Annotated in this window: 24 protein-coding genes; 8 read left to right on the top strand and 16 right to left on the bottom strand. The window is 67.9% G+C overall.

Annotation, left to right across the window (positions count from 1 at the left end; translation table 11 throughout):
• Positions 1-8: 8 nt before the first annotated feature.
• The 4 genes from A8G18_RS17110 to A8G18_RS17095 all read right to left on the bottom strand — a co-directional run bounded on the left by A8G18_RS17110 (position 9) and on the right by A8G18_RS17095 (position 2,373).
• Positions 9-422 (bottom strand): DUF302 domain-containing protein, encoded by a 414-nt coding sequence (locus A8G18_RS17110; protein ID WP_064064788.1) that lies wholly within the window; start codon positions 420-422, stop codon positions 9-11.
• Positions 423-454: 32 nt separating this feature from the next.
• The gene (locus A8G18_RS17105) at positions 455-724 is read right to left on the bottom strand and encodes a metal-sensitive transcriptional regulator (RefSeq protein ID WP_006551708.1); all 270 of its coding nucleotides are present in this window, start codon (positions 722-724) and stop codon (positions 455-457) included.
• A gap of 117 nt (positions 725-841) precedes the next feature.
• Positions 842-1,666: a cytochrome c biogenesis CcdA family protein gene (locus A8G18_RS17100; RefSeq protein ID WP_016932391.1), complete on the bottom strand. Its 825-nt coding sequence runs from the start codon at positions 1,664-1,666 to the stop codon at positions 842-844.
• Positions 1,663-2,373 (bottom strand): DsbA family protein, encoded by a 711-nt coding sequence (locus tag A8G18_RS17095; protein WP_016932390.1) that lies wholly within the window; start codon positions 2,371-2,373, stop codon positions 1,663-1,665. The genes A8G18_RS17100 and A8G18_RS17095 overlap by 4 nt, the downstream gene beginning before the upstream one ends.
• A gap of 123 nt (positions 2,374-2,496) precedes the next feature.
• Here A8G18_RS17095 and A8G18_RS17090 point away from each other — a divergent pair, with 123 nt between their 5' ends.
• Entirely contained in the window at positions 2,497-2,988 is a 492-nt protein-coding gene (locus tag A8G18_RS17090; RefSeq protein WP_232284677.1) for a hypothetical protein, read from the top strand.
• Here A8G18_RS17090 and A8G18_RS17085 read toward each other — a convergent pair.
• The 5 genes from A8G18_RS17085 to A8G18_RS17065 form a co-directional block, all read right to left on the bottom strand.
• Entirely contained in the window at positions 2,978-3,934 is a 957-nt protein-coding gene (locus A8G18_RS17085) for a M56 family metallopeptidase (RefSeq protein WP_064064787.1), read from the bottom strand. The two genes, A8G18_RS17090 and A8G18_RS17085, sit on opposite strands and share 11 nt — an antisense overlap.
• Positions 3,931-4,308 carry a BlaI/MecI/CopY family transcriptional regulator gene (locus A8G18_RS17080; RefSeq protein WP_016932386.1) on the bottom strand — a complete coding sequence of 126 codons (378 nt, stop codon included), beginning with the start codon at positions 4,306-4,308 and terminating at the stop codon, positions 3,931-3,933. The genes A8G18_RS17085 and A8G18_RS17080 overlap by 4 nt, the downstream gene beginning before the upstream one ends.
• 127 nt (positions 4,309-4,435) lie before the next feature.
• Positions 4,436-4,750, bottom strand: a complete 315-nt coding sequence (locus tag A8G18_RS17075) for a rhodanese-like domain-containing protein (RefSeq protein ID WP_016932385.1) — start codon at positions 4,748-4,750, stop codon at positions 4,436-4,438.
• A 57-nt stretch (positions 4,751-4,807) separates the two neighbouring features.
• Complete coding sequence (locus A8G18_RS17070; protein ID WP_016932384.1) at positions 4,808-5,686, bottom strand: sulfite exporter TauE/SafE family protein; 879 nt, start codon at positions 5,684-5,686, stop codon at positions 4,808-4,810.
• Positions 5,674-6,288, bottom strand: a complete 615-nt coding sequence (locus A8G18_RS17065; RefSeq protein WP_016932383.1) for a rhodanese-like domain-containing protein — start codon at positions 6,286-6,288, stop codon at positions 5,674-5,676. The genes A8G18_RS17070 and A8G18_RS17065 overlap by 13 nt, the downstream gene beginning before the upstream one ends.
• A 235-nt stretch (positions 6,289-6,523) precedes the next feature.
• On the opposite strand from A8G18_RS17065, the gene A8G18_RS17060 reads away from it, so the two are divergent.
• The 6 genes from A8G18_RS17060 to A8G18_RS17030 all read left to right on the top strand — a co-directional run bounded on the left by A8G18_RS17060 (position 6,524) and on the right by A8G18_RS17030 (position 13,045).
• Positions 6,524-7,903 (top strand): MBL fold metallo-hydrolase, encoded by a 1,380-nt coding sequence (locus tag A8G18_RS17060; RefSeq protein ID WP_064064786.1) that lies wholly within the window; start codon positions 6,524-6,526, stop codon positions 7,901-7,903.
• 31 nt (positions 7,904-7,934) lie between these two features.
• Positions 7,935-8,309 carry a thioredoxin gene (gene trxA, locus A8G18_RS17055; RefSeq protein WP_016932381.1) on the top strand — a complete coding sequence of 125 codons (375 nt, stop codon included), beginning with the start codon at positions 7,935-7,937 and terminating at the stop codon, positions 8,307-8,309.
• Between the two features lie 631 nt (positions 8,310-8,940).
• Positions 8,941-10,026, top strand: coding sequence for an ABC transporter substrate-binding protein (locus tag A8G18_RS17050; RefSeq protein ID WP_064064785.1), 1,086 nt, complete (start codon positions 8,941-8,943; stop codon positions 10,024-10,026).
• On the top strand, positions 10,023-10,850 hold the full coding sequence (locus A8G18_RS17045) for an ABC transporter ATP-binding protein (protein ID WP_064064784.1): 828 nt from the start codon (positions 10,023-10,025) through the stop codon (positions 10,848-10,850). Before A8G18_RS17050 ends, A8G18_RS17045 begins: the two co-directional genes overlap by 4 nt.
• Positions 10,837-11,700, top strand: a complete 864-nt coding sequence (locus tag A8G18_RS17040; protein ID WP_064064783.1) for an ABC transporter permease — start codon at positions 10,837-10,839, stop codon at positions 11,698-11,700. Before A8G18_RS17045 ends, A8G18_RS17040 begins: the two co-directional genes overlap by 14 nt.
• Before the next feature lie 358 nt (positions 11,701-12,058).
• A complete protein-coding gene (locus tag A8G18_RS17030; RefSeq protein ID WP_064064781.1) occupies positions 12,059-13,045 on the top strand; it encodes an LLM class F420-dependent oxidoreductase in 987 nt (328 codons plus the stop codon).
• A gap of 4 nt (positions 13,046-13,049) precedes the next feature.
• Here A8G18_RS17030 and A8G18_RS17025 read toward each other — a convergent pair whose 3' ends face one another.
• From A8G18_RS17025 to A8G18_RS17010, 6 genes are all read right to left on the bottom strand, one after another.
• Positions 13,050-13,613: a GNAT family N-acetyltransferase gene (locus tag A8G18_RS17025; RefSeq protein ID WP_064064802.1), complete on the bottom strand. Its 564-nt coding sequence runs from the start codon at positions 13,611-13,613 to the stop codon at positions 13,050-13,052.
• A gap of 17 nt (positions 13,614-13,630) precedes the next feature.
• On the bottom strand, positions 13,631-14,299 hold the full coding sequence (locus A8G18_RS17020; RefSeq protein ID WP_016932726.1) for a DUF3239 domain-containing protein: 669 nt from the start codon (positions 14,297-14,299) through the stop codon (positions 13,631-13,633).
• Between the two features lie 42 nt (positions 14,300-14,341).
• A complete protein-coding gene (locus A8G18_RS17015) occupies positions 14,342-16,000 on the bottom strand; it encodes a DNA repair helicase XPB (protein WP_064064780.1) in 1,659 nt (552 codons plus the stop codon).
• 129 nt (positions 16,001-16,129) lie between these two features.
• Complete coding sequence (locus A8G18_RS23110; protein ID WP_016932728.1) at positions 16,130-16,288, bottom strand: hypothetical protein; 159 nt, start codon at positions 16,286-16,288, stop codon at positions 16,130-16,132.
• Positions 16,289-16,309: 21 nt separating this feature from the next.
• A complete protein-coding gene (locus A8G18_RS23105; protein WP_016932729.1) occupies positions 16,310-16,477 on the bottom strand; it encodes a hypothetical protein in 168 nt (55 codons plus the stop codon).
• Positions 16,478-17,039: 562 nt separating this feature from the next.
• The gene (locus A8G18_RS17010) at positions 17,040-19,319 is read right to left on the bottom strand and encodes a helicase-associated domain-containing protein (RefSeq protein WP_064064779.1); all 2,280 of its coding nucleotides are present in this window, start codon (positions 19,317-19,319) and stop codon (positions 17,040-17,042) included.
• 59 nt (positions 19,320-19,378) lie between these two features.
• Here A8G18_RS17010 and A8G18_RS17005 point away from each other — a divergent pair, with 59 nt between their 5' ends.
• Positions 19,379-19,567: a hypothetical protein gene (locus A8G18_RS17005; RefSeq protein ID WP_006551681.1), complete on the top strand. Its 189-nt coding sequence runs from the start codon at positions 19,379-19,381 to the stop codon at positions 19,565-19,567.
• Positions 19,568-19,717: 150 nt separating this feature from the next.
• Here A8G18_RS17005 and A8G18_RS17000 read toward each other — a convergent pair whose 3' ends face one another.
• On the bottom strand, positions 19,718-20,308 hold the full coding sequence (locus tag A8G18_RS17000) for a resuscitation-promoting factor Rpf1 domain-containing protein (protein WP_026002975.1): 591 nt from the start codon (positions 20,306-20,308) through the stop codon (positions 19,718-19,720).
• Between the last annotated feature and the right edge of the window lie 7 nt (positions 20,309-20,315).

The raw sequence follows: 20,315 nt of genomic DNA, 5'->3' as shown, positions 1-20,315 counted from the left end.
TGTCGCCTTCAGTTCCCCGGTACGTCCGCCTTCAGCGAATCGATTGCGGCCTGCAGGGCGGTGGTGGCGTCGTCGGCGACCTCCGCGAGTCCCGGTTGATCGGCGACCTGCACCATCATCTGCGGGTTCATCGCGTCGACCACGACCGTTTCCGGGTTGTTCGGATCGGTGCGGACCACGACGTTGCAGGGGAGCAGGAGCCCGATCTGCCTGTCTACCGTCACTGCGCGGTGCGCCAGTGGCGGATTGCATGCCCCGAGGATCACGTAATCCTCCATGTCCTCGCCGAGCTTCGCCTTCAGGGTGGCCTTCATGTCGATCTCGGTGAGCACGCCGAATCCTTGCTCGGACAGCGCCTTACGGGTGCGTTCGACCGCGTCGGGGAACGAGGTGTGCAGGGTGGTCGAGAGTGCGAGTGTCATGGGTGTCCTGCTTTCTCTCGGACGGGGAGGGGTCAGGCCAGGGCGAGGAAGAGCTTCTCGAGTTCGACCTCGGTCATCGGTTCCTTGCCGTCCTCGGCATTGCCGTTCATGCATTCCTTCAGGCCGCTCGCCACGATCTTGAAACCGGCGCGGTCCAGCGCGCGCGACACGGCTGCAAGCTGAGTGACGACGTCCTTGCAGTCCCGGCCCTGTTCGATCATCGCGATCACTCCGCCGAGCTGCCCCTGCGCGCGGCGCAGCCGGTTGAGTACCAATGCGATGCTGTCTTCGTCGCCGACCATGGAGGCGTCCTTTCCTAGTTCTGCAGACCAGTGTACCCCCGGGGGTATCAAATCGGGGGTGTGAGTCGTGCGACCGAGGGCATCCGGCGAGCGACCCGAGGATCGCGGTGGCGCGTGTCAGCGTCTTTGCCGTTGCCGCACCACGCGGCGCATGACGACGAAGAACGCGACGAGCGTGACGATCAGGAGAATCGGGACGACGGGCACCTCCTGCGTCCACCGGCCGAGTGCTACTTGCAGATCGAACTGCTCGTCGACACCCATCGGACCGGTGAGATTCGCGGTGCCGTCCGTGACGAGAAACAGCACGCCGATGCCGATGAACAGCAGCCCCGAGATCAAAGACGTGGTATGGGTTCGCAGGGGGCCGAGGGTGATGGGACGTCCTCGTAGCCAGGTGCGCTTTCGCAGCTCGAATCGTTCCCACGCGAGGGCCAGTGCGAACAGCGGCAGCGCCATACCGAGGGCATAGACGGCCATCAGCACGGCCCCGTGCAGCGGGTGCCCCCCGGCGACCGCGATGGTCAGCACGCTCCCGAGCAGGGGTCCGGAGCAGAATCCTGCGAATCCGTACACGGCTCCGAGCGCGAACACCGACAGGGCGCCGGAGCCGGTCAGCGAGTTCGCGGCTTGCTGCGCCGACTTCGACGCGAAGCCTCCGCCGGCAACGGTCATGATGCCGAGACCGATGAGAATGGTGCCACTGACCAGGGTGACCAAGGCGCGGTGCTGGGTCAGGAGCGCACCGATCAATCCCAGTCCGGCTCCCAGGGGCGCGAGTACCGAGGTCAATCCCGCGTAGAAGAGTGCCGTGCGCGCCGCCAGGCGCCCCGCGCCGTCGAAGGCATACGCGAAGAACGAGGGCAGCAGCAGCGCCGAGCACGGACTGAGCAGGGAGAGTACGCCGCCGAGCAGAGCGCCGAGCAGGCCGATCTCGGTCACTCCGCCACCCCGGCCGCTGCCTCGATGACCTGCTCGAAGACTCCGAGCGGCTGTGCGCCCAGGATCGGGGTGCCGTTGATCACGAACGACGGCGTACTCGATACGCCGATGGTGTTCGCCTCGAGCATGTCGGCGTAGATGGCCTGGTCGACAGACGGGTCCGCGGCCTCCCGGCCGAATCGATCCAGGTCGGGCACTCCGGCCTCGGCTGCGAAGCTGCGCAGAGATTCCGGCGTGAGGTCGGGATGGCCGCGATCGGGGGAAGCTGCGTAGACGGTCGCGTTGAACTCCCAGAACTTCCCCTGTGCGGCGGCGGCGCGTCCGGCACGGGCAGCGGCCATCGATTGGTCGCCGAAGATCGGAAGATCGCGCCATTCCATGCGCAGAATGCCCTCGTCGACGTACTTGTCGATCAGAGCCGGCTCGACGTCGCGGCTGAACTTGGCGCAGAACGGGCAGCGGTAGTCGGAATACTCGACCAACACCACGGGAGCATCCACCGCGCCGATCGCCAACGGGTCACCGTCGATGCGCCGTGACATATCTCCGACCGGTCCCATCTGTGGAGTCGTCACAGGTTCGGCCGCATCTTCGGCGCCGGTGCGGCCGACGACGAGAAACGCGAGCAGAACCGCGACGACGACGCCGAGCGCGCCGAGCAGCCACAGGTCCCGCCGGGTGCGGACGGTGTGTTTCGTCGGGGTCATGCGTGCCTCCACGGTCGGTCGTGCCGGAGTGGATCGACCGCCCCGAACTACTAAGCAGGATAGTAGCTCGCGCTACTAAGCTGGTTAGTAGTTGTGCCACTCTCCGTCGACAAGGATCCCGATGTGACCACCCCTCCCGCAGCTCTCGAGACTCGCAATCCCGCAATCGCTCAGAAGAATTCGTATCGGACCAGAGCCCTGCTCCGAGCGGTGGCCGCGGGGGTGATCACTCTTCTGGTCGTCGGCGTACCGACGGACATCCTCGCGAATCCGTGGTTCGGCCGGGAGATCCCGGTGCGCTGGTGGGAATACCCGGTGCTCGGCGCGACCGTGGTGCTGACCGCGCTGTGGTTCGGTCTACAGAACTCCCACTCCGGCAGTCCGCGGACGGCGACACCCGCGGCCGGAGTGATGCTGACCGTGTTCGCCGTGGGCTGCCCGGTCTGCAACAAAGTGGTGCTCGTCACGATCGGCGCGTCCGGAGCACTCGGATGGTGGGCCCCGCTACAGCCGATCCTCGCCGTCCTCTCGCTGGCCCTGCTCGCCGGCGCCGTTCTCTACCGGTGGCGGCGGCGTCCCTGCGACGACTCCTGTGAATCGCCGATCACACGGTGAGGCAGGACGCGGTCACGATTCCGACGACGGAGACTCCCGTGAGGAATGCGGGAAGAGCGGACAAGGCCACTGCGAAAGGACGAGTGGCGAAAGAACGAGCGAGTACGCGGTGCGAACGGCCGGACCTGCGAACCGGACTCAACCACCGGAGCCTCGCGTCGAGATACCCGTCGGATACTTCTTCTCGTGCCGCCGGATCGAGCGTCGTTGCGCACCGGAGCAGAGCATCGCGGACCGCATCGTGTCCGCAGGACTGCGCGGCCCGGCGATCTGCTGCCAACTCGACGAGCACACGTATCCACGGCGCTCCCTGGCGGCACAGCGGCACGAACGGCAACGCCGTCCTCAGGGCCCCGCTGATCGCCACCAGCACATGGTGGCGACCGCGGATGTGTGCGTACTCGTGATCGAGTACCGCCCGACGCGTCGGTGGGTCCAGCGCTTTCAGTCCCTCGCCGGCCACGACAGTGCCGTTACGGCCGCCGATGCTGTATGCCGCGCAGGCGGTGTCCTGCAACCAGATGACTTCACCCCCGGCGTGCCTCCGGATCCTTCCGAGGATGCGGACCAGGTTGAGGTGGGCAACGGTTTCGCGGCGGTGCCTGCGGTACGAACGGGACACCACCACGGCGATCCGCACGAGAACCGCGCCCGCGACCACCCACAGCGCTGTCTCCAGATAGGGCAACCACGGCAGCAATCCTTCGTCCCGCGCCGTACGCACACACGAGGCCGGTACCGGCAGATGATCGATCTGCAAACCGGGTCGCGTGGCTACCGCCAGGGGACCACCGGCCAGTGCCGCGACGAACAGGACCTCGGTCGATACCCACGCGGTGAGCGCACCGCGCGGATCGCGGCCCGGGGAGGCCAGATGCGAAAGCCATCGCGGCGCCGCGAAACCGAGGACGAGCGCTGCCACGAACAGTGCTGCTGCAACGATCACGAGGGCAGGTTCCCGCGGTTGCGGGCCGTGGTCCGCCGGGCGGCGCGGCGCAGGATCCGGGATTCGTCCTCCGTCGCAGAACTGGCGAAGTGCAGCATGACCTGTTCGGCGTCACCGGACGTCCGGAGCACGTGCCGCAGAAGTTCTGCCGCGGTTTCCTCGCGGCTACGGGTTGCGCGGTAGCTGTAACCACGGCCGATTCGGCTGCGGGTGACCATGCCCTTGGTGTGCAGGTTGTCCAGGACCGTCATCACGGTCGTGTAGGCCGGCGACCGGTCGGGCTCGAGGCGTGCCAGCACGTCGCGTACTCGAAGGGGTTCGTCGCTCTGCCACAGCACGTCCATGATCGCCGATTCCAGCTCGCCGAGGCCCATCACGTCCGTGTCACCGCTTTCGTTTCACCATCGTCCGGGCCCTGCCCGGCGAAGTTCCACTCTACGGCCTGCATGCCGTCATCGAAGGCGGCATGCAGGCCGCTGGTGAAGAAGTTCGGCGCGGCGCTCAGGGGGTGGGTCCGCGCCGCACTTCCCGACCCGCGGAGACCCACGCCCTCGTCCCGCCGGCGACGGACACTGCGGACCGTCCCGCGGATTCGAGGATCTCGGCTCCGCGCTTGCTCCGGTTTCCGGACGCACAGATCACGTAGACGGTCTCTCCCGGCGGTACCTCCCCCACGCGGGCGGACAGTTCGGGGAGGGGGATCGACCGGGCGCCGGGGACGTGGCCCCGGATGTACTCGTAGTCCTCGCGGACATCGAGCACCGGAGCTCCGGACTCCCACGCCGTGATCAGAGCGACAGTGTCGACTTCCTCCATGGCGAACTCCTCGGTTCGGGTCTGTCGAGAACGGGTGAGTGCTTCCGGGTCGTGCGTTCAGCCCGCCGCCACGGCGGTGCGAGAGCGTCCTCCGAGGCGTTGCAGCGGGCAGTGCTCGCTGCGGTTGCAGACATAGGTGGCGCCGGCGGCAACCACGGTGAGTGCCGCCGTGGCAATGCCGACGCCGGGGTGGATCTCCTGCGCGAGGATGACGGAGGACATGATCAGCACGAACCAGCCGAAGCTCTTGCGCAGGGTGTCCGGATCGACCAGCGAGGTCAGGCGGCCGCCGATGAGGCTGCCCACGACGGCGGCACCGGTGACCATCGCCGCGAGACGCCAGTCGATCTGCACGGTGGACAGATAGCCTCCGAGTCCGGCGAAGGACTTCATGGCGATCACGATCAGCGACGTGCCGACCGCGATCGGCATGGGCAGGCCGCCGAGCAATGCCAGGGCCGGCACGACGAGGAAGCCGCCGCCGGCACCGACGAGACCGGTGACCAGGCCGACCACGACACCGTCGAGCAGGATCTTGCCGACGGGCATCGCAGCGTCGCCCTCGCCGGCCGCAGCCTTGTTCTTGCGGCCGCGGAGCATGGCGATCGCTGTGGCGATCATCATCACGGCGAAGCCGAGCAGCAGTACGGTGCCCGGAATGAAGCGCGAGAGCAGACCACCGCCGTAGGCGCCGACCATGCCGGCCAGGCCGAACAGGATGCCGGTACGCCACTGCACGCGGCCGGCGCGAGCGTGGGAGATCGCGCCGACCGCACTGGTGACACCCACGACCAGCAGCGAGGTGGCGATCGCCTCCTTTGCATCCATCCCTGCGACGTAAGCGAGTAGGGGGACGGTGAGAATCGAGCCCCCGCCGCCGAGCAGTCCGAGGGTGACGCCGACCAGGACCGCCAGGGCTACGGTCAGCGCGACCATGCCAGTTTCCTTTCGGCCGGGCAGGACGGACCTCCGGTCAACTGGGTGACGACGTTCTGGAGATCCCACTGTGCCCCGCGGTTGTAGGGCAGCTTGGACAGCAGCATGCCCATCGCGCAGGTGTCCGACAGCGCGGCGAAGGTCAACCCGCCGCCGATGCCGGCAGCGAGCCACTTGAGTTTCGGCACGGCGATGCTTCCGAGAACCGAGCCCAGGACGAGCGAGCCGGCGACGAGCCGGACCTGGCGTTCGAGATCCCATCGATCGGCGCCGCGGTTGACGGGCAGGCCGGCCGATTCCCAGCCGAGCATGCCGCCCTCGAGGATGTGGAGGTTCGGCAACCCTGCTTCACGTAGGGCCTGTTCGGCCTGGCCGGCACGCTGCCCGGAGCGGCACACCAGTACGACGTTCTCGTCGAGATGGGCGCAGAACTCGTCGCGATGCTCACGCAGCAGGTCGAGGGGGACGTTGTAGGCGCCGGGAATGTGCACGGACTCGAACTCGCCGGGAGTCCGGACGTCGACGATCCGTACGGGCCCGCCCGAATCGATCGATTCGTGCAGGGAATTCGGATCGACGGTGGCGGTAGGGGACTCGGTCATGAGTGGCCTTTCGAGCATGAGGATCGGTAGGGGTTCGAGGAGGTGCCCCCGGGGGTATTGCAGGACCATCGTATACATACCCCTGGGGGTATGAGCAAGAAATGTGATCGTCCCGGCAGGGCCGGGCTCCGGAAGCGAACCGATACCCCGGGGGGTACTTGACATACCCTAGGGGGTATATGCCACGATGTCCATATCACCGGAACGCCATCCGGATCCAGCAACGGAGGAATCCATGATTCTCGAGCAGTACTACATCGAGTGCCTCTCCCATGCGTCCTACCTCATCGGTGACGAGAACACGGGCAGGGCGGTCGTGGTCGATCCCCGCCGCGACATCACCGAATATCTTTCCGACGCAGAGAAGTACGGCCTGACCATCGAGGGTGTGATCAACACCCACTTCCACGCGGACTTCGTCTCCGGTCATCTCGAGCTGGTCGACGCCACGGGTGCGTGGATCGGATTCGGTGAAGCGGCGGAGACCGACTACCCGATCCGCCGTCTGCGTGACGGCGAGAAGTTGTCGCTGGGGGAGGTCGAACTCGAGATCCTGTCCACCCCGGGCCACACCTGGGAGTCGATCTCGGTGCTGGTGCGCGAGCATTCCGGCGCCGTCCCGGCCGCAGTGCTCACCGGGGACTCGCTGTTCATCGGCGACGTCGGGCGTCCCGATCTGGTCAACCTCGGCGACGGCTCGAGTGCCGATCTGGCTCGCGCGATGTACCGCACCGTGCACGAGAAGCTGCTGACATTGCCCGACGAAGTCGTCGTCATGCCTGCTCACGGTGCCGGCTCGTCCTGCGGGAAGAACCTGTCGACCGAACTCACCTCGACCATCGGCGAACAGCGCGCCACCAACCCGTCCGTGCAGCCGATGAGCGAGGACGACTTCGTCGCCCTGGTCACCGAAGGTCAGCCGGCCGCACCGTCGTACTTCTCGGTCGACGCCGCGATGAACAAGCGGATGCACCCGCTTCTGGCGCAGGACCACACGATTCCCGAGCTGAGCCTCCAGCGGATGAAGGCGGAACTCGCCGCCGGCACGCGTGTCCTCGATGCGCGCAGCGTCGACGACTTCGCCGCCGGGCATCTGCGCGGTTCGATCAACGTCGGATTCGACGGGCGTTTCGCCGAGACCGGCGGCATGGTCGCCGAGGTGGGCGAGAAGATCGTACTGATCACCTATCCCGGCGAGGAGCAGGACGCCGCGGTGCGTCTGGCCCGAATCGGATCGGACGGCGCTGCAGGATATCTGAACGTCGATCGGGACGGGGTGTTCCCGGCGGAACTGGCCGATCTGGTCGAGACCGCATCCAGGACATCGGTCGACGAACTCGACCGGTTGCTCGCCGCCGACGCGGTCACCCTCGTCGACATCCGCAATCCCGGTGAGCGCGAGTTCGGAACCATTCCGGGTGCGGTGCCGATCCCGCTGGCCCAGTTGCGTACCCGCTTGGACCAGGTCCCGTCCGGCAAGCCGATCGTCGTGCACTGTGCGGGGGGATGGCGTTCGAGCGTCGCGGCCTCACTGTTGCGGGCCCAGGGCTTCGAGAACGTCACGGATCTGCTCGGCGGCTACAACGCATGGGCCGAATCTCACGTCCCCGCCTGATCGTTCCGACCCCGAGAAGGAAGCAGAACTCATGACGACGAAGAACCTCACGATGGCGGACTTCGAATCCACTGTTCTCGGCAACGACATCGTGCTCGTCGACTTCTGGGCATCGTGGTGCGGCCCGTGCCGCGCCTTCGGGCCGGTCTTCGAGAAGTCGTCGCAGGCGCACCCCGAGATCGTGCATGCCAAGGTCGACACCGAAGCCGAACAGCAACTCGCCGCCACGGCGAACATCCGCTCGATTCCGACGATCATGGCCTTCCGGGAGGGTGTGCTCGTCTACTCGCAGCCCGGCGCGTTGCCGGCACAGGCTCTCGAGGACCTGATCACCCGGATCGAGGCCCTCGACATGGCCGAGATCCACAACCGGGTTGCCGAACAACGCGCAGCCTCGCGCTCCTGACCCCGTCGCCGGGTCCGTAGCGAACTCTCATCGAGGAGGACTCTCATGTGTTACCCCGTCGCCTGCCCGAACTGCGGAAAGACCGGATGGGGTGGATGCGGACAGCATGTCGACGCCGTCCTGCGTTCCGTCCCCGCCGCCGATCGCTGCACTTGCGGTCAGGACACCGTCCCGGCCCGCGCCGAGCGTCGAGGCATACGGTCGCTCTTCCGTCGCTGACCTCGGCCGCAACCAGGAAGACGGTGTACGAAACCCACCCACCGCTCCCGGTCGATCGGTAGGGGACGGAAGACGGACACGATCCGAGGCGGTGAAGCGCCCGCGCGGATCGTGTCCACCACGACGAAGGCCGGCACAGTCGATGTGCCGGCCTTCGTCGTGCGTGGACGAGGATTCACCCACTTCGGATCACTCTGCGCACAATCGTTGTGACCACCTCTGCCGGGCGGGGATGCTGTCACCGTCGCAGAACACCGAAGGGGGACGGACCGTGTCCGAGTGTCGGTTGTGTTGTCGCTGAGCGACAGTCATGCCATCGTCGCACCACCGGTGCGTAGTTCCTGTACCCGGAAGGGCCGGGTACCCATCACCGCGCCCGTACCCTCGGGCCGACACGAGGACTCGAATCCTGATGCCCGCATCCCCTCTGCGCAGAAGTAGTCTGCGCGTCGTCGCTGCCGCCGCAGCGTTTCTCACCCTCACCTCCGTCGCGACCGCGTGCTCGGGGTCGGGGGCGACCACCACCGCGGACGGAAGAACCGTCCTCCGTTACGAGGGTTCGGCCGGCCAGGTCGGATTCCCCGAACTCGCCGAAGCGCTCGGGTACTTCGAAGACGTCGAACTGGAGTGGATCGGAGACAACGGCAACGGCCCCCAGTCGCTCCAGAACACCGCCACGAACCAGGTCGACTTCGGTGGCGCGTTCAACGGCGCCGTGATCAAGGCGCAGGCCGGCAACTCCCCGCTGACCTCCGTGCTCGCCTACTACGGTTCCGACGAGCAGACCTTCACCGGCTACTTCGTCCTCGAGGACAATCCGATCCGCACCGCACGCGATCTGATCGGCAAGAAGGTCGGCATGAACACCCTCGGCGCCCACCACGAATTTCTCGTCCGGGAATGGCTCGCCCAGCAGGGCCTGACCGCGGAGGAGATCGCGCAGGTCGAACTGATCGTGGTGCCGCCCGTCAATACGGAACAGGCTCTGCGCGAAGGACAGATCGACGTCGGAACGCTCGGCAGCGTGTTCCGTGAGACCGCCGTCGAACGAGGCGGCATCCGCCCGTTGTTCACCGACGAATCCCTCTTCGGATCGTTCTCCTACGGAACCCTGGTGTTCCGCGACGACTTCATCGAGCGGAACCGCGGCGCCGTCGCGGATCTGGTGCAGGGCACGGCCCGTGCCATCCGCTGGACGCAGGTCACCCCGCGCGACGAGGTGATCGCGAAGTACAAGGAGATCATCGAGGGGCGCGGACGCAACGAGTCGACGAGCCTCGTCGAGTACTGGCGCAGCCCCGGCGTGGCCGGACCCGGCGGAGTGATCACCGACCAGGAGATTCGGACCTGGATCGACTGGCTCACGCGCAACGGCGAACTCGACGAAGGACAGATCGACCTCGACGACGTCTTCACGAACGAGTTCAATCCCTACGCCAACGGCACCTACGAACCCACCAGCGGCCCGAACGGTGAACCTCTCGTGGAGGCGAAGTGAGCGAGCCCAAACTCCGGATCGACCACGTCACCAAGCAGTTCCCGGTACGCGGCACGAGCGATACCTTCACCGCTCTCGACGACATCAGCATCGACCTCGCCGACGGCGAGTTCCTCGTGCTGGTCGGCCCGAGCGGTTGCGGAAAGTCCACCCTGCTCGACCTTCTCGGTGGTCTCGGTACGCCGACCTCTGGACAGATCCTGCTCGACGGCCGTCCCGTCACCGGCCCCGGTCTGGATCGCGGAATCGTCTTCCAGCAGTACGCACTGCTCCCGTGGCGCACGGCCCGCCACAACATCGAATTCGGTCTGGAGGCCAAGGGGCTGCCCAAACGGGAGCGGCGTGAGCTCGCCGGGCACTACCTCGATCTCGTGGGACTGCACGGATTCGGCGACCGCTACCCGCACGAGTTGTCGGGAGGCATGAAGCAGCGCGTCGCCATCGCGCGCAGCCTCGCCTTCGACCCCGAGGTCCTGCTCATGGACGAGCCGTTCGCGGCACTCGACGCCCAGACCCGTGAATCCCTGCAGGACGAACTGCTCCGCATCCGGCGCGAGACCGGTAAGACCATCCTGTTCATCACCCACGGCATCGACGAAGCCGTGTATCTCGGGCAGCGCGTCGCGGTCCTCACGTCCCGACCGGGCCGGATCAAGACGATCGTCGACGTCGACATCGACCGGAACGTCGACGACGTCCGCTCGAGCGAGGCATTCCGGACGTTGCGGCACGACATCTGGTCGCTGCTGCACTCGGAGGTGACCCGCACGCACGACCTCGAACTCGCCACGGCAACGGAAGAGGCCCAGCATGTCCAGCACTAGTGCCGTTCTGACGAAGCCCGGGCCCGACGGCCACGCCGAGCCCGCCGTCGTGCCGGCCGGATCGCCGGTGCGCAGTGCCGGGCGGCGCACCGTCGCCCTGGTGTGGCGTGTCGTCAAACCCGCGGTGGCGATCGTCGCCTTCCTGGCCCTGTGGGAGATCGCTCCCCGGGTCGGGCTCGTCGACGAGGTGTTCCTGCCACCGTTCACCACCGTGGTCGGTGCCTTCGCCGACCTGATCGGCGACGGCCGGCTCGCCGACCACCTGGCTGCGAGCCTCTCCCGTGCGCTCGTGGGGTTCTTCGTCGCGGTCGCCGTGGCGGTGCCGCTCGGAGCGGCGATCGGATGGTACAAACCCGTCGCCGACCTGTCGAACCCGATCCTGGAGGTCTTCCGCAACACGGCCGCGCTCGCGCTGCTCCCGGTGTTCATCCTGATCCTGGGCATCGGGGAGACCTCGAAGGTCGCGTTGGTGATCTACGCCTGCACCTTCCCGATCCTCCTCAACACCATCTCCGGTGTGCGCACCGTGGATCCGCTGCTGGTGAAATCCGCGCGCTCGCTCGGTCTTCCGACGCACCTCCTGTTCCGGAAGGTCGTCCTGCCCGCAGCGGTGCCGACGATCTTCACCGGTATCCGGATGTCGGCGGCGTCGTCGATCCTGGTGCTCATCGCAGCCGAGATGGTCGGCGCGAAGGCAGGTCTCGGATATCTGATCACCGCGTCGCAGTTGAACTTCCGGATCCCCGACATGTACGCGGGCATCATCGCGATCTCGCTCGTCGGGCTCGTCTTCAACGGCATCCTCGTCTCCATCGAACGTCGCCTGTCGCGGTGGCGCGCCGACCGGTGAGCTCTGCCGGATCATCCGAGCTCCCGGCCGGGGACGCACGACGAAGGGCTACTGCCCGAAGCCTCCGATCACGACGGTCTTCGTGCCGTCCGCGATCTTCGGAGCCGGTCGGGGTGCGGGTGCGCCCGTCGCGGCACTGCTCGCGCGCGAACTCGGCGCGTCGGTCCGTTCGCCGTGGGCGCCGTCGTCCCGGTGTCCCTCGCCGCCGGGGCACCGACCGTGTCGGCCTCGCTCTGCTCGGAGCGGCCTGCATGTTCCGCTTCGTTCCGCGATACTCGCCGTGGCCGCGTCGCACACTGGAACAGGTGGCGCCGGCCGAACCGGCACCGAACACCGTCACTTCGACCTTAGGACCCGCATGCGCTTCGGATTGTTCGTCCCCCAGGGCTGGCGACTGGACCTCGTCGACATCGATCCCTCCGACCAGTGGCAGGTGATGCGCGACCTCGCGGTCCGCGCCGATCGCGGCCCGTGGGACTCGATCTGGGTGTACGACCATTTCCACACGGTCCCTGCACCCACCGACGAGGCCACCCACGAGGCATGGACCCTCGTGTCGGCCTTCGCGGCCGTCACCGAGCGCGTGCGCATCGGCCAGATGTGCACCGCCATGGCCTACCGCAACCCGGCCTACCTCGCGAAGGTCGCGGCCACCACCGACATCATCTCCGGCGGACGCATCGAGATGGGTATCGGCGGTGGCTGGTACGAACACGAATGGCGCGCATACGGTTACGGTTTCCCGTCGGCGGGTGAGCGACTGCGCCGCCTCGACGAGGGCGTACAGATCCTCCGGCAGGCCTGGACCACGGGTTCCGCGACCTTCTCCGGCAGGCACTACACCGTCGACGGCGCGATCGTCCGTCCGCTTCCGCTGCAGGAGGGCGGTATTCCGCTGTGGATCGCGGGCGGCGGCGAGAAGGTGACCTTGAAGATCGCCGCGAAGTACGCGCAGTACACCAACTTCGACGGCACACCCGAAGGTTTCGCGCGCAAATCGGAGATCCTGCGGGAGCACTGCGCCGAGGTCGGCACCGACTTCGGCGCGATCGTGCGGTCGGCCAACTACAACGTGGCGATCGGCCGCACCGAAGCCGAGGTGCAGGACCGACTCGAGGCGCTGCGGGCCCGTCTCGAACCGATCGTGGGACCGGAGAAGGCCGACGGGGCGCTCGACGCCTTCCGGGGGATGCCTGCCGTCGGCACCCCCGAGCAGATCGTCGAGAACCTCACTGCCCTGAAGAAGCAGGGACTCGAGTACGCGATCTTCTACGTGCCCGAGGCCGCCTACGACACCTCGGGGCTGGAACTGCTCGAGAAGGAAGTGCTTCCTCACCTCGCGTGACGGCCTACAAGGGCCAGCCGTCCACGGGTCCGGGTGGGTCGTCGGCAGACAGCCCGGCGACCCACACGTCCCGCGGAACGCCGCGCTGGACGAGACCGTTCCGGACGATGCCCTCGTACCGGAATCCGACCCGCCGTGCGACGGCAGCGGAGGCACGGTTGCCGACGAAGGCGCGCCAGGCGACCCGCCGGACGTTCAGGCCGTCCGGGGCGAACGCGAAACCGCATGCCAGTCGCACCGCGGCGGTCGCGAGACTCCGGCGCCGCGCGGCCGGGGCGATCCAGTAGCCGATCTCCGGATCCGCGCTCTCGCGCGGGACGAATCCGACCATGCCGCACAACGCCCCGTCTGCGGCGGATCGTATCGCCCAATCGGGGAAACCGTTCTCCCACTTGGCCGGAACGATGTCCTCGACGAAATGCCGCGCGTCCGGCCGGGTGTAGGGAGAGGGCACGGTGGTCCAGCGGGCGATCAGCGGGTCCCGGCACGCTTCGGTGATGGCGTCGACATCGGCCGAGCGAGGCGGCGAGAGCACCACCACGTCGTCGGTCAGCGTGCGAATCTCCATGTCACCGAACTTCCGGGTCACCGCAATTCCGGCGGCAGTTCCTTGCTCGACAGCTCGAGACGACGCTCGTCGGTGGCATCGACCTCGTCCACCCTCTTCAGCTGGTCCTTCAGCACGCGCCACTCGACGTCGGGAATCTGTGCGACGGCATCGGCGATGACCTTCTTGTCGCGGGTGCCCCACGCGATCGGCATCGGCCCGACCATCTGCCACACACCCGAGTCGTTGCGGGTCGTGCGGTCGGAGAGGACCGCGGCACACGGCACCCGCTCGCCGATAGCGATGCGGTGGCCGGGGACCGCTTCCACGTTGCGGGTGACGAGGGCGAAGTGCCGGCCCGTCGTCTCGGGCTTCGCGATGTCCACCAGAGCGAGGAGCGTCAACCCGCGGGCGCGCTTCGCCGCGACGACAGCCGGAACGAGCGGGCTGTCGTGATAGAGCTGCTCGATGGTCCCGACCTTGCGCGGTGCCCACAGCGCCACCCACACCGACGTCGCGGCCGCCACGGCCAGCACGGCGGCGACGATGTACGACCAGCTCTCGCCGAGCAGGAACAGGCCCACCGCACCGGCGACACACACCACGCCGACGAATATCGCCGACCACCGCAGACGACGGACATCCGCGAGGGTCTGGTTCACGGCCTTGGCATGGGGAAGGTCCAGGGGGAAGTCGAAGCGGCGCACGCCACCAGCTTATGGGAGCCCCGAACGGCCTCCCGCGGGCAGTCAGCCGATCTGCGGGCCCAGCAGATCGTCGGCATCGGTGATCCGGTACGCGTAGCCCTGCTCGGCGAGGAACCGCTGGCGGTGCGCGGCGTACTCCGCGTCGAGGGTGTCGCGCGAGACGACGGAGTAGAAGTGGGCCTGCCCGCCGTCGTGCTTGGGACGCAACAGCCGCCCGAGACGCTGGGCCTCCTCCTGCCGCGACCCGAACGTGCCCGACACCTGGATCGCGACGGAGGCCTCCGGCAGATCGATGGAGAAGTTCGCGACCTTCGACACCACCAGCACCTTCAACTCGCCGGCACGGAACCGGTCGAACAGCGCCTCGCGTTCCTTCGTCTTCGTCGAACCCTTGATGACGGGGGCGTCGAGCGCTTCGCCCAGCTCGTCGAGCTGATCGATGTAAGCACCGATGATCAGCGTCGGTGCATCGCGGTGCTGCGCGAGGATCGACTTCACCACCGGGATCTTGGTACGGGCGGTCGAGCACAGCTTGTACCGCTCCTCGGGCTCGGCCACGGCGTACGCCATGCGCTCGGCATCGGTGAGGGTGACGCGAACCTCCACACAGTCGGCGGGCGCGATCCAGCCCTGGGCCTCGATGTCCTTCCACGGCGCGTCGAACCGCTTCGGGCCGATGAGCGAGAAGACGTCGCCTTCGCGTCCGTCCTCGCGCACGAGGGTCGCGGTGAGGCCGAGGCGCCGGCGGGACTGCAGGTCGGCGGTCATCCGGAAGACCGGTGCCGGCAGCAGGTGCACCTCGTCGTAGATCATCAGCCCCCAGTCGCGGGAGTCGAACAACTCGAGATTGCGGTATTCGCCCTTCGACTTGCGGGTGATCACCTGGTAGGTGGCGATGGTGACCGGGCGGATCTCCTTCTTCTCACCCGAGTACTCGCCGATCTCCTCCTCGGTGAGGGAGGTGCGGGCGATCAGCTCCCGCTTCCACTGCCGCCCGGCGACGGTGTTCGTCACGAGGATGAGCGTCGTCGCGCCGGCCTTCGCCATCGCGGCGGCACCGACCATGGTCTTTCCGGCGCCGCACGGCAGCACCACGACACCCGAGCCGCCTGCCCAGAACGAGTCGGCGGCCAGTTCCTGGTAGTCGCGCAGGTGCCACGGGTTCGTCTCGAAGTCCAGCGAGACGGGGTGGGCCTCGCCGTCGACGTAGCCGGCGAGGTCCTCGGCCGGCCAGCCGATCTTCAGCAGCATCTGTTTGACACGTCCGCGTTCGCTCGGGTGCACGATCACGGTGTCGTCGTCGATGTGGGCGCCGAGCATCGGCGCGATCTTCTTGTTCCGGAGAACCTCGGCGAGCACCGCGCGGTCGAGGCTGACCAGGGTCAGGCCGTGCGCGGGGTGCTTGACCAGCTGGAGACGCCCGTAGCGGCTCATGGTGTCGACGATGTCGACGAGCAGGGCCTGCGGGACAGCGAACCGGGAATGCGAAACCAGCGCGTCGACGACCTGCTCGGCGTCGTGACCGGCGGCACGGGCGTTCCACAGTGCCAGCGGCGTCACCCGGTAGGTGTGGATGTGCTCGGGGGCGCGTTCGAGTTCGGCGAACGGTGCGATCGCCTGACGAGCCGCGTCGGCGCCCTCGTGGTCGACCTCGAGAAGCACGGTCTTGTCGGACTGGACGATGAGCGGTCCGTCGGCCACGAGTGCCTCCTGTGGGTAGAAAGTTGAACTTTCCCATTCTCCAGGTTCGGGCCGTACCGCGCCACCACGACAGGATCGGGCGTGCGCTCCCTGTGGGGAACGCACGCCCGACCCGGCTTCACGACATACTCACCGTGCGAGCGACTGCCGCACCTCCATCACGCACACCAGCGCCTCGGAGATCCCGGACCGGTAACCGGCGTCCTTCTCGGAGGCCGGAGGCCTCGAATCCAATTCCGACTCGAGTCGTTCCTGGATCCTGTCCAGGGCATGCAGCGTCCGCTTCATTCCAGTACCGATTCTCTGTTCTCAGGCCGGCTGTTTCATCGCGCCGGCACGCTCGTCGAGAACGAACACACGCGCACGCGCCAGTGCGGACCGATATCCGTGCCGCTGCGCGTCGGTGCCCGATTCCCGACCGGACAATCCACTTATCTTCTCGTACAGCGCTTCGAGCGCTGCGATTTCGAGATCCATGGCCTGCAAGTGGATTCAGCTCCGCTTCCGCTTACGAATGAACTCTCCGGCTTCGGCGGTCTTCTGCCGCTTCTCCTGTCGACGTTCCTTCAGGGACTTCGCAGGCTTCTTCGGATTCTTGCCCTTGTCGGCCATTGTCACTCCATCTTCGATGAACAACCACTCGACAGGACCACACCATACGTCATTTCCGGGAAAAAGCCAGTCGCCCGAAATATTCTGTGCGCCATCCGAACACAATGCAGAAATAGTGCGGGCGTCCGGGTTCCCGGAGTCGATTTCACGGTGCGTCGATTCCTGTCGCACCCGAGGTCGCGCCCCTGGCGGAACGACCCTCACCGGTACTCGAACCGGTACGAGAACGAGGGTGCGCGAGGAGTGACCCGGGAGATCTCGACGCTCCTCGGCGAACCCGGATGGTGCCACCGGTCCGATGTCGAGCAGATCGGTGATCGAGGACTCGAATCCATTGCCGCGGAATCTGTTCCGCGGGAGCACATGAAGGGGGCGGGCTCGTGCGCGACCGGCCGCCGAATGCCGACGGCCGCACCCGGTTCCGTCATCAGTCGACCAGCGCCACCGAGGTGACACGGTGCAGCACGAAGCTGCGCACCGAGCCCGTCGCCGGGTCGAAAGCCTGCACCTGTCCGCCGCCCACCGACACCGGGTCGACGATCCGCCGCGTCGCCACCCCCTGGGCGTCGACGTAGCCGAGGGTGACGCTGCGCTTGCCGTGCACGGCAAGCTGCAACAGTGCAAGAGTCGCCGCGCCCCCGGATCTGCTGCCGTCGCCGCGCGCCGAGGCCGTCGGTGTCGCGGCCTCCGCACGGTCGCCGGCGCGCAGCGTACGCACCAGGGTGTCGAGCTGCTCGCCGCTCGGCGCGGTCGGTCCGGCGTAACGGGCGCGGGCGCGCGGCATCGCGACACGGGCCCCTCGGGGCCGTAGATCCACGATTGCTCCCGAGGCGTCCTCTCCGGCCGGAGCGAAGCCCGCGGCACGCAGCTCGGTGAGCACCTCGGCGAGCGGTGCCTGCGAGATCGCGACGGTCGGGGCGACCGCACGCAGAGCGAGCATCGCGGCGACCGGGGCGGACAACACCTCGGTGAGGAGAGCTGGGTCGTCGGCGCGGACGAAGGACGTCGCAACACCCGCGCGCAGACGTCCGTGGCGACGCGCGACGTCGTCGATCAGATAGGTGAGCGATTGCGGCACCGGGGTACGGGAATGCGTCGCGAACAGACCGTGCAGGTCGCTCGCGCCGAGACCGGCGTCGAGCGCGCGCCGGATGCTGCTGTCGCCGATCCGGTAGACCGTCGCGGCACCGGCCGATTCGACGTCCGCCACGAGTGCGATCCGCTCGCCGAGTTCGGGGACGAGCGGTCCGGGAGCGACGACCGTCAGGTCGGCCTGCACGAGCACGTAGTCGACGGGTTCGGGCAGCACGGCCGCCATCTCGGCCTCGGCGTCGCCGCCGTGCAGCAACGCCTTACCGGGCGACGCGAGCATGCCGTGCGCGACGAGACCGAGGGTCGTCGCCTCACGCACGGTCTCCACGACGCTCGTCGTGTCGAGACGACCCGCCCAGCGAGGACGACGCCACGCCGCAGCCGCACGGAGATCGGCGACGTCCGCGCCCAGTGCCGGCACGTCGGAGAGGACGTCGAGCAGCAGTCGCCGATCGCGGGCGGCTGTGGGGGACTTCACCTCGTCGGAGAGTGCGGCGACCGGCTTGTCGTTCTGGTCGCGCCGGCCGATCAGCCAGGGGCGCCGCGGCAGGTCGAGCCAGGCGCCGGCCAGGACCGCCCAGCGGTAGGCGGGGGAGGACGCCAGCCACGCGTCGGTGGCGGTGGTCGGGGCCCAGTGATCGTCGTCGCCGGGTGTGGGCGGGTCGGGAAGGCCACGCGCGATCAGCCCGGCGCCGGCGAGGACCTCGACGACCAGCGCCGTCTCGTCGTCGTCGAGGCCGACCGCCTTCCCGATGCGATGCAGTTCGCGGACACCGAGTCCGCCGGCCTTGAGGACGGGGGCGGGTTGCGCGCCCAGCACGTCGAGGACGTCCTCACAGTGCCGCAGCAGTTCGAGGGCGGCACCGGCGGCGGTCGCGTTGACGTCGGCGGTCGACCGGGTGGGTTTCGGCGCGCGCGGGGGAGCGAACGCCGCCGGGTCGAAGGATGCGTCGTCGCGCAGCGCCTGACCCACCCGGTGGGGGAGTTCGACGGTCTCGTCGTCGATGCGGAGGAGCAGTCCGGCGGCGAGCAGTTTCTGCACGGGCCGCTCGTCGGGTGTTCCGGGCGCGGCGTCGCGGGTACGGCCGATCGGGGACGTACGGGACAGGGTGTCGAGGATGCTGCGCTGCTCGGGCGGTAGCGCCGCGAGGAGATCGTCGAGTTCCTGCCGGGACGGACCGGCGACGTCGCTGCTGCGTCCCACGCGCCACGGGACGGCGTCCACGGCGGCAGCGGACAGACGCAACTCGTCGGTGGATCCCCAGACCAGCAGCAGCGACCGCAGGGTGGACAGGATCCGGTCGAGATTCCTCGCGCTGAGCCGGCCGGACACCTCGTCGAATACGGCGGCCCGGGCCACGGGGGACACGACCGCTCCGAGACGCGCCAGCACCTCGATGATTCCGAAGGTGGCGGTGTCGAGCTCGTCGGCAGCACGGAACACCGAGGCGCGTTGCTGTGCCCGGTTGGCGAGCACGTTCATGCTCGCCGGTGGCGGCACCACGAGGTCGGGCCGGGCACGCAGCGTGGCAGCGAGATCCGTGTCGCGTCGACCTGCCAGCCAGCGGGCGAGGGAGTCCGAGGCGGTGTCGGGAGCGGGCGTGGTCGGGGACATCCCCTCCAGATTAGAGACCTGCGGTAGCAGGCCCCGAACTCACCTGCCAAAATGAGCGCATGGCTACCTCTTCGAAAAAGCACTATGTCGACCACGGATGGCCCGAGCTGGCCGACGGTGAGCACGCTGTCACCGAACTGTCGTCCACGCGATCCGGTCCGCTCTCCCCCTACGGTGAGGACACCGTGTTCCCGTTGCCGGTCGAGGACCTGCCCTACACGCACCCCAAGACGGTGATCAACCGCTGATCGCGGATCACCGATTCGGCTCTTCCGCACGACGCCCGGTCCCTTCGCAGGGGCCGGGCGTCGTCGTTCTCAGGGTCCATGCCGGGTCCGCGCATGCGGAAAGGCCCCGCACCATCAGTGGTGCGGGGCCTTCCCGGGATGTTCGGAGTGTTACTGCGGGAGCACCGCGCGAACGGCGTCCAGGATGTTCGGGTCGAGCTCGACGCCGGCGTCCTGGAGCGCGGTGACGCCCTGCTCGAAGCCGGCCAGGATGCCCTGGACATCGGCGGGGAGGGCGGGGGTCTCCGGAAGCTGCGGGACAGCGTTCTCGATGCTCGGCGCCGGGGTCTCCGCAGGAGCGCTGGGGACCGTGTCGACGGAGCGCTGCGTGGGCGCGCTCGACAGTCCGAGGCTCGACGAGCAGGAGGGCCATGCGCCCCAGCCCTGGCCGGCGAGGACACGCTCGGCGACGGCGATCTGCTGTTCGCGGCTGGCCTGGCTGGCCGAGGCAGCGTATTCCTGGCCGCCGTAGGCGTTCCAGGTGCTCGGCGAGAACTGCAGGCCACCGTGGTAGCCGTTGCCGGTGTTGATTCCCCAGTTGCCGCCGGACTCGCACTGTGCGAGGCGGTCCCAGTCGGAGTCGGGGGCGGCAGCGGCGGTGCCGCTGAACGCGACACCCGTGACGCCGAGGACTGCACCCGTCAGCGCGAACTTCGCGACGGTACGACCGGTATTGGTGGGCTTGCGATGGCGTCCGCTCATGTCGGTT

Source organism: Rhodococcus gordoniae (assembly GCF_001646655.1).
GTDB lineage: Bacteria > Actinomycetota > Actinomycetes > Mycobacteriales > Mycobacteriaceae > Rhodococcus > Rhodococcus gordoniae.
Note: the sequence above shows the minus strand (reverse complement) of the source record. Positions and strands in the feature narration are given on the sequence as shown.

What these genes read in the sequence shown, in the direction of transcription:
- A8G18_RS17110 (WP_064064788.1), bottom strand. Translation starts at nt 422, where the DNA reads ATGACACTCGCACTCTCGACCACCCTGCACACCTCGTTCCCCGACGCG.
- A8G18_RS17105 (WP_006551708.1), bottom strand. Translation starts at nt 724, where the DNA reads ATGGTCGGCGACGAAGACAGCATCGCATTGGTACTCAACCGGCTGCGC.
- A8G18_RS17095 (WP_016932390.1), bottom strand. Translation starts at nt 2,373, where the DNA reads ATGACCCCGACGAAACACACCGTCCGCACCCGGCGGGACCTGTGGCTG.
- A8G18_RS17080 (WP_016932386.1), bottom strand. Translation starts at nt 4,308, where the DNA reads ATGGGCCTCGGCGAGCTGGAATCGGCGATCATGGACGTGCTGTGGCAG.
- A8G18_RS17075 (WP_016932385.1), bottom strand. Translation starts at nt 4,750, where the DNA reads ATGGAGGAAGTCGACACTGTCGCTCTGATCACGGCGTGGGAGTCCGGA.
- A8G18_RS17070 (WP_016932384.1), bottom strand. Translation starts at nt 5,686, where the DNA reads ATGGTCGCGCTGACCGTAGCCCTGGCGGTCCTGGTCGGCGTCACCCTC.
- A8G18_RS17065 (WP_016932383.1), bottom strand. Translation starts at nt 6,288, where the DNA reads ATGACCGAGTCCCCTACCGCCACCGTCGATCCGAATTCCCTGCACGAA.
- A8G18_RS17060 (WP_064064786.1), top strand. Translation starts at nt 6,524, where the DNA reads ATGATTCTCGAGCAGTACTACATCGAGTGCCTCTCCCATGCGTCCTAC.
- trxA (WP_016932381.1), top strand. Translation starts at nt 7,935, where the DNA reads ATGACGACGAAGAACCTCACGATGGCGGACTTCGAATCCACTGTTCTC.
- A8G18_RS17050 (WP_064064785.1), top strand. Translation starts at nt 8,941, where the DNA reads ATGCCCGCATCCCCTCTGCGCAGAAGTAGTCTGCGCGTCGTCGCTGCC.
- A8G18_RS17040 (WP_064064783.1), top strand. Translation starts at nt 10,837, where the DNA reads ATGTCCAGCACTAGTGCCGTTCTGACGAAGCCCGGGCCCGACGGCCAC.
- A8G18_RS17030 (WP_064064781.1), top strand. Translation starts at nt 12,059, where the DNA reads ATGCGCTTCGGATTGTTCGTCCCCCAGGGCTGGCGACTGGACCTCGTC.
- A8G18_RS17025 (WP_064064802.1), bottom strand. Translation starts at nt 13,613, where the DNA reads ATGGAGATTCGCACGCTGACCGACGACGTGGTGGTGCTCTCGCCGCCT.
- A8G18_RS23110 (WP_016932728.1), bottom strand. Translation starts at nt 16,288, where the DNA reads ATGAAGCGGACGCTGCATGCCCTGGACAGGATCCAGGAACGACTCGAG.
- A8G18_RS23105 (WP_016932729.1), bottom strand. Translation starts at nt 16,477, where the DNA reads ATGGATCTCGAAATCGCAGCGCTCGAAGCGCTGTACGAGAAGATAAGT.
- A8G18_RS17010 (WP_064064779.1), bottom strand. Translation starts at nt 19,319, where the DNA reads ATGTCCCCGACCACGCCCGCTCCCGACACCGCCTCGGACTCCCTCGCC.
- A8G18_RS17005 (WP_006551681.1), top strand. Translation starts at nt 19,379, where the DNA reads ATGGCTACCTCTTCGAAAAAGCACTATGTCGACCACGGATGGCCCGAG.
- A8G18_RS17000 (WP_026002975.1), bottom strand. Translation starts at nt 20,308, where the DNA reads ATGAGCGGACGCCATCGCAAGCCCACCAATACCGGTCGTACCGTCGCG.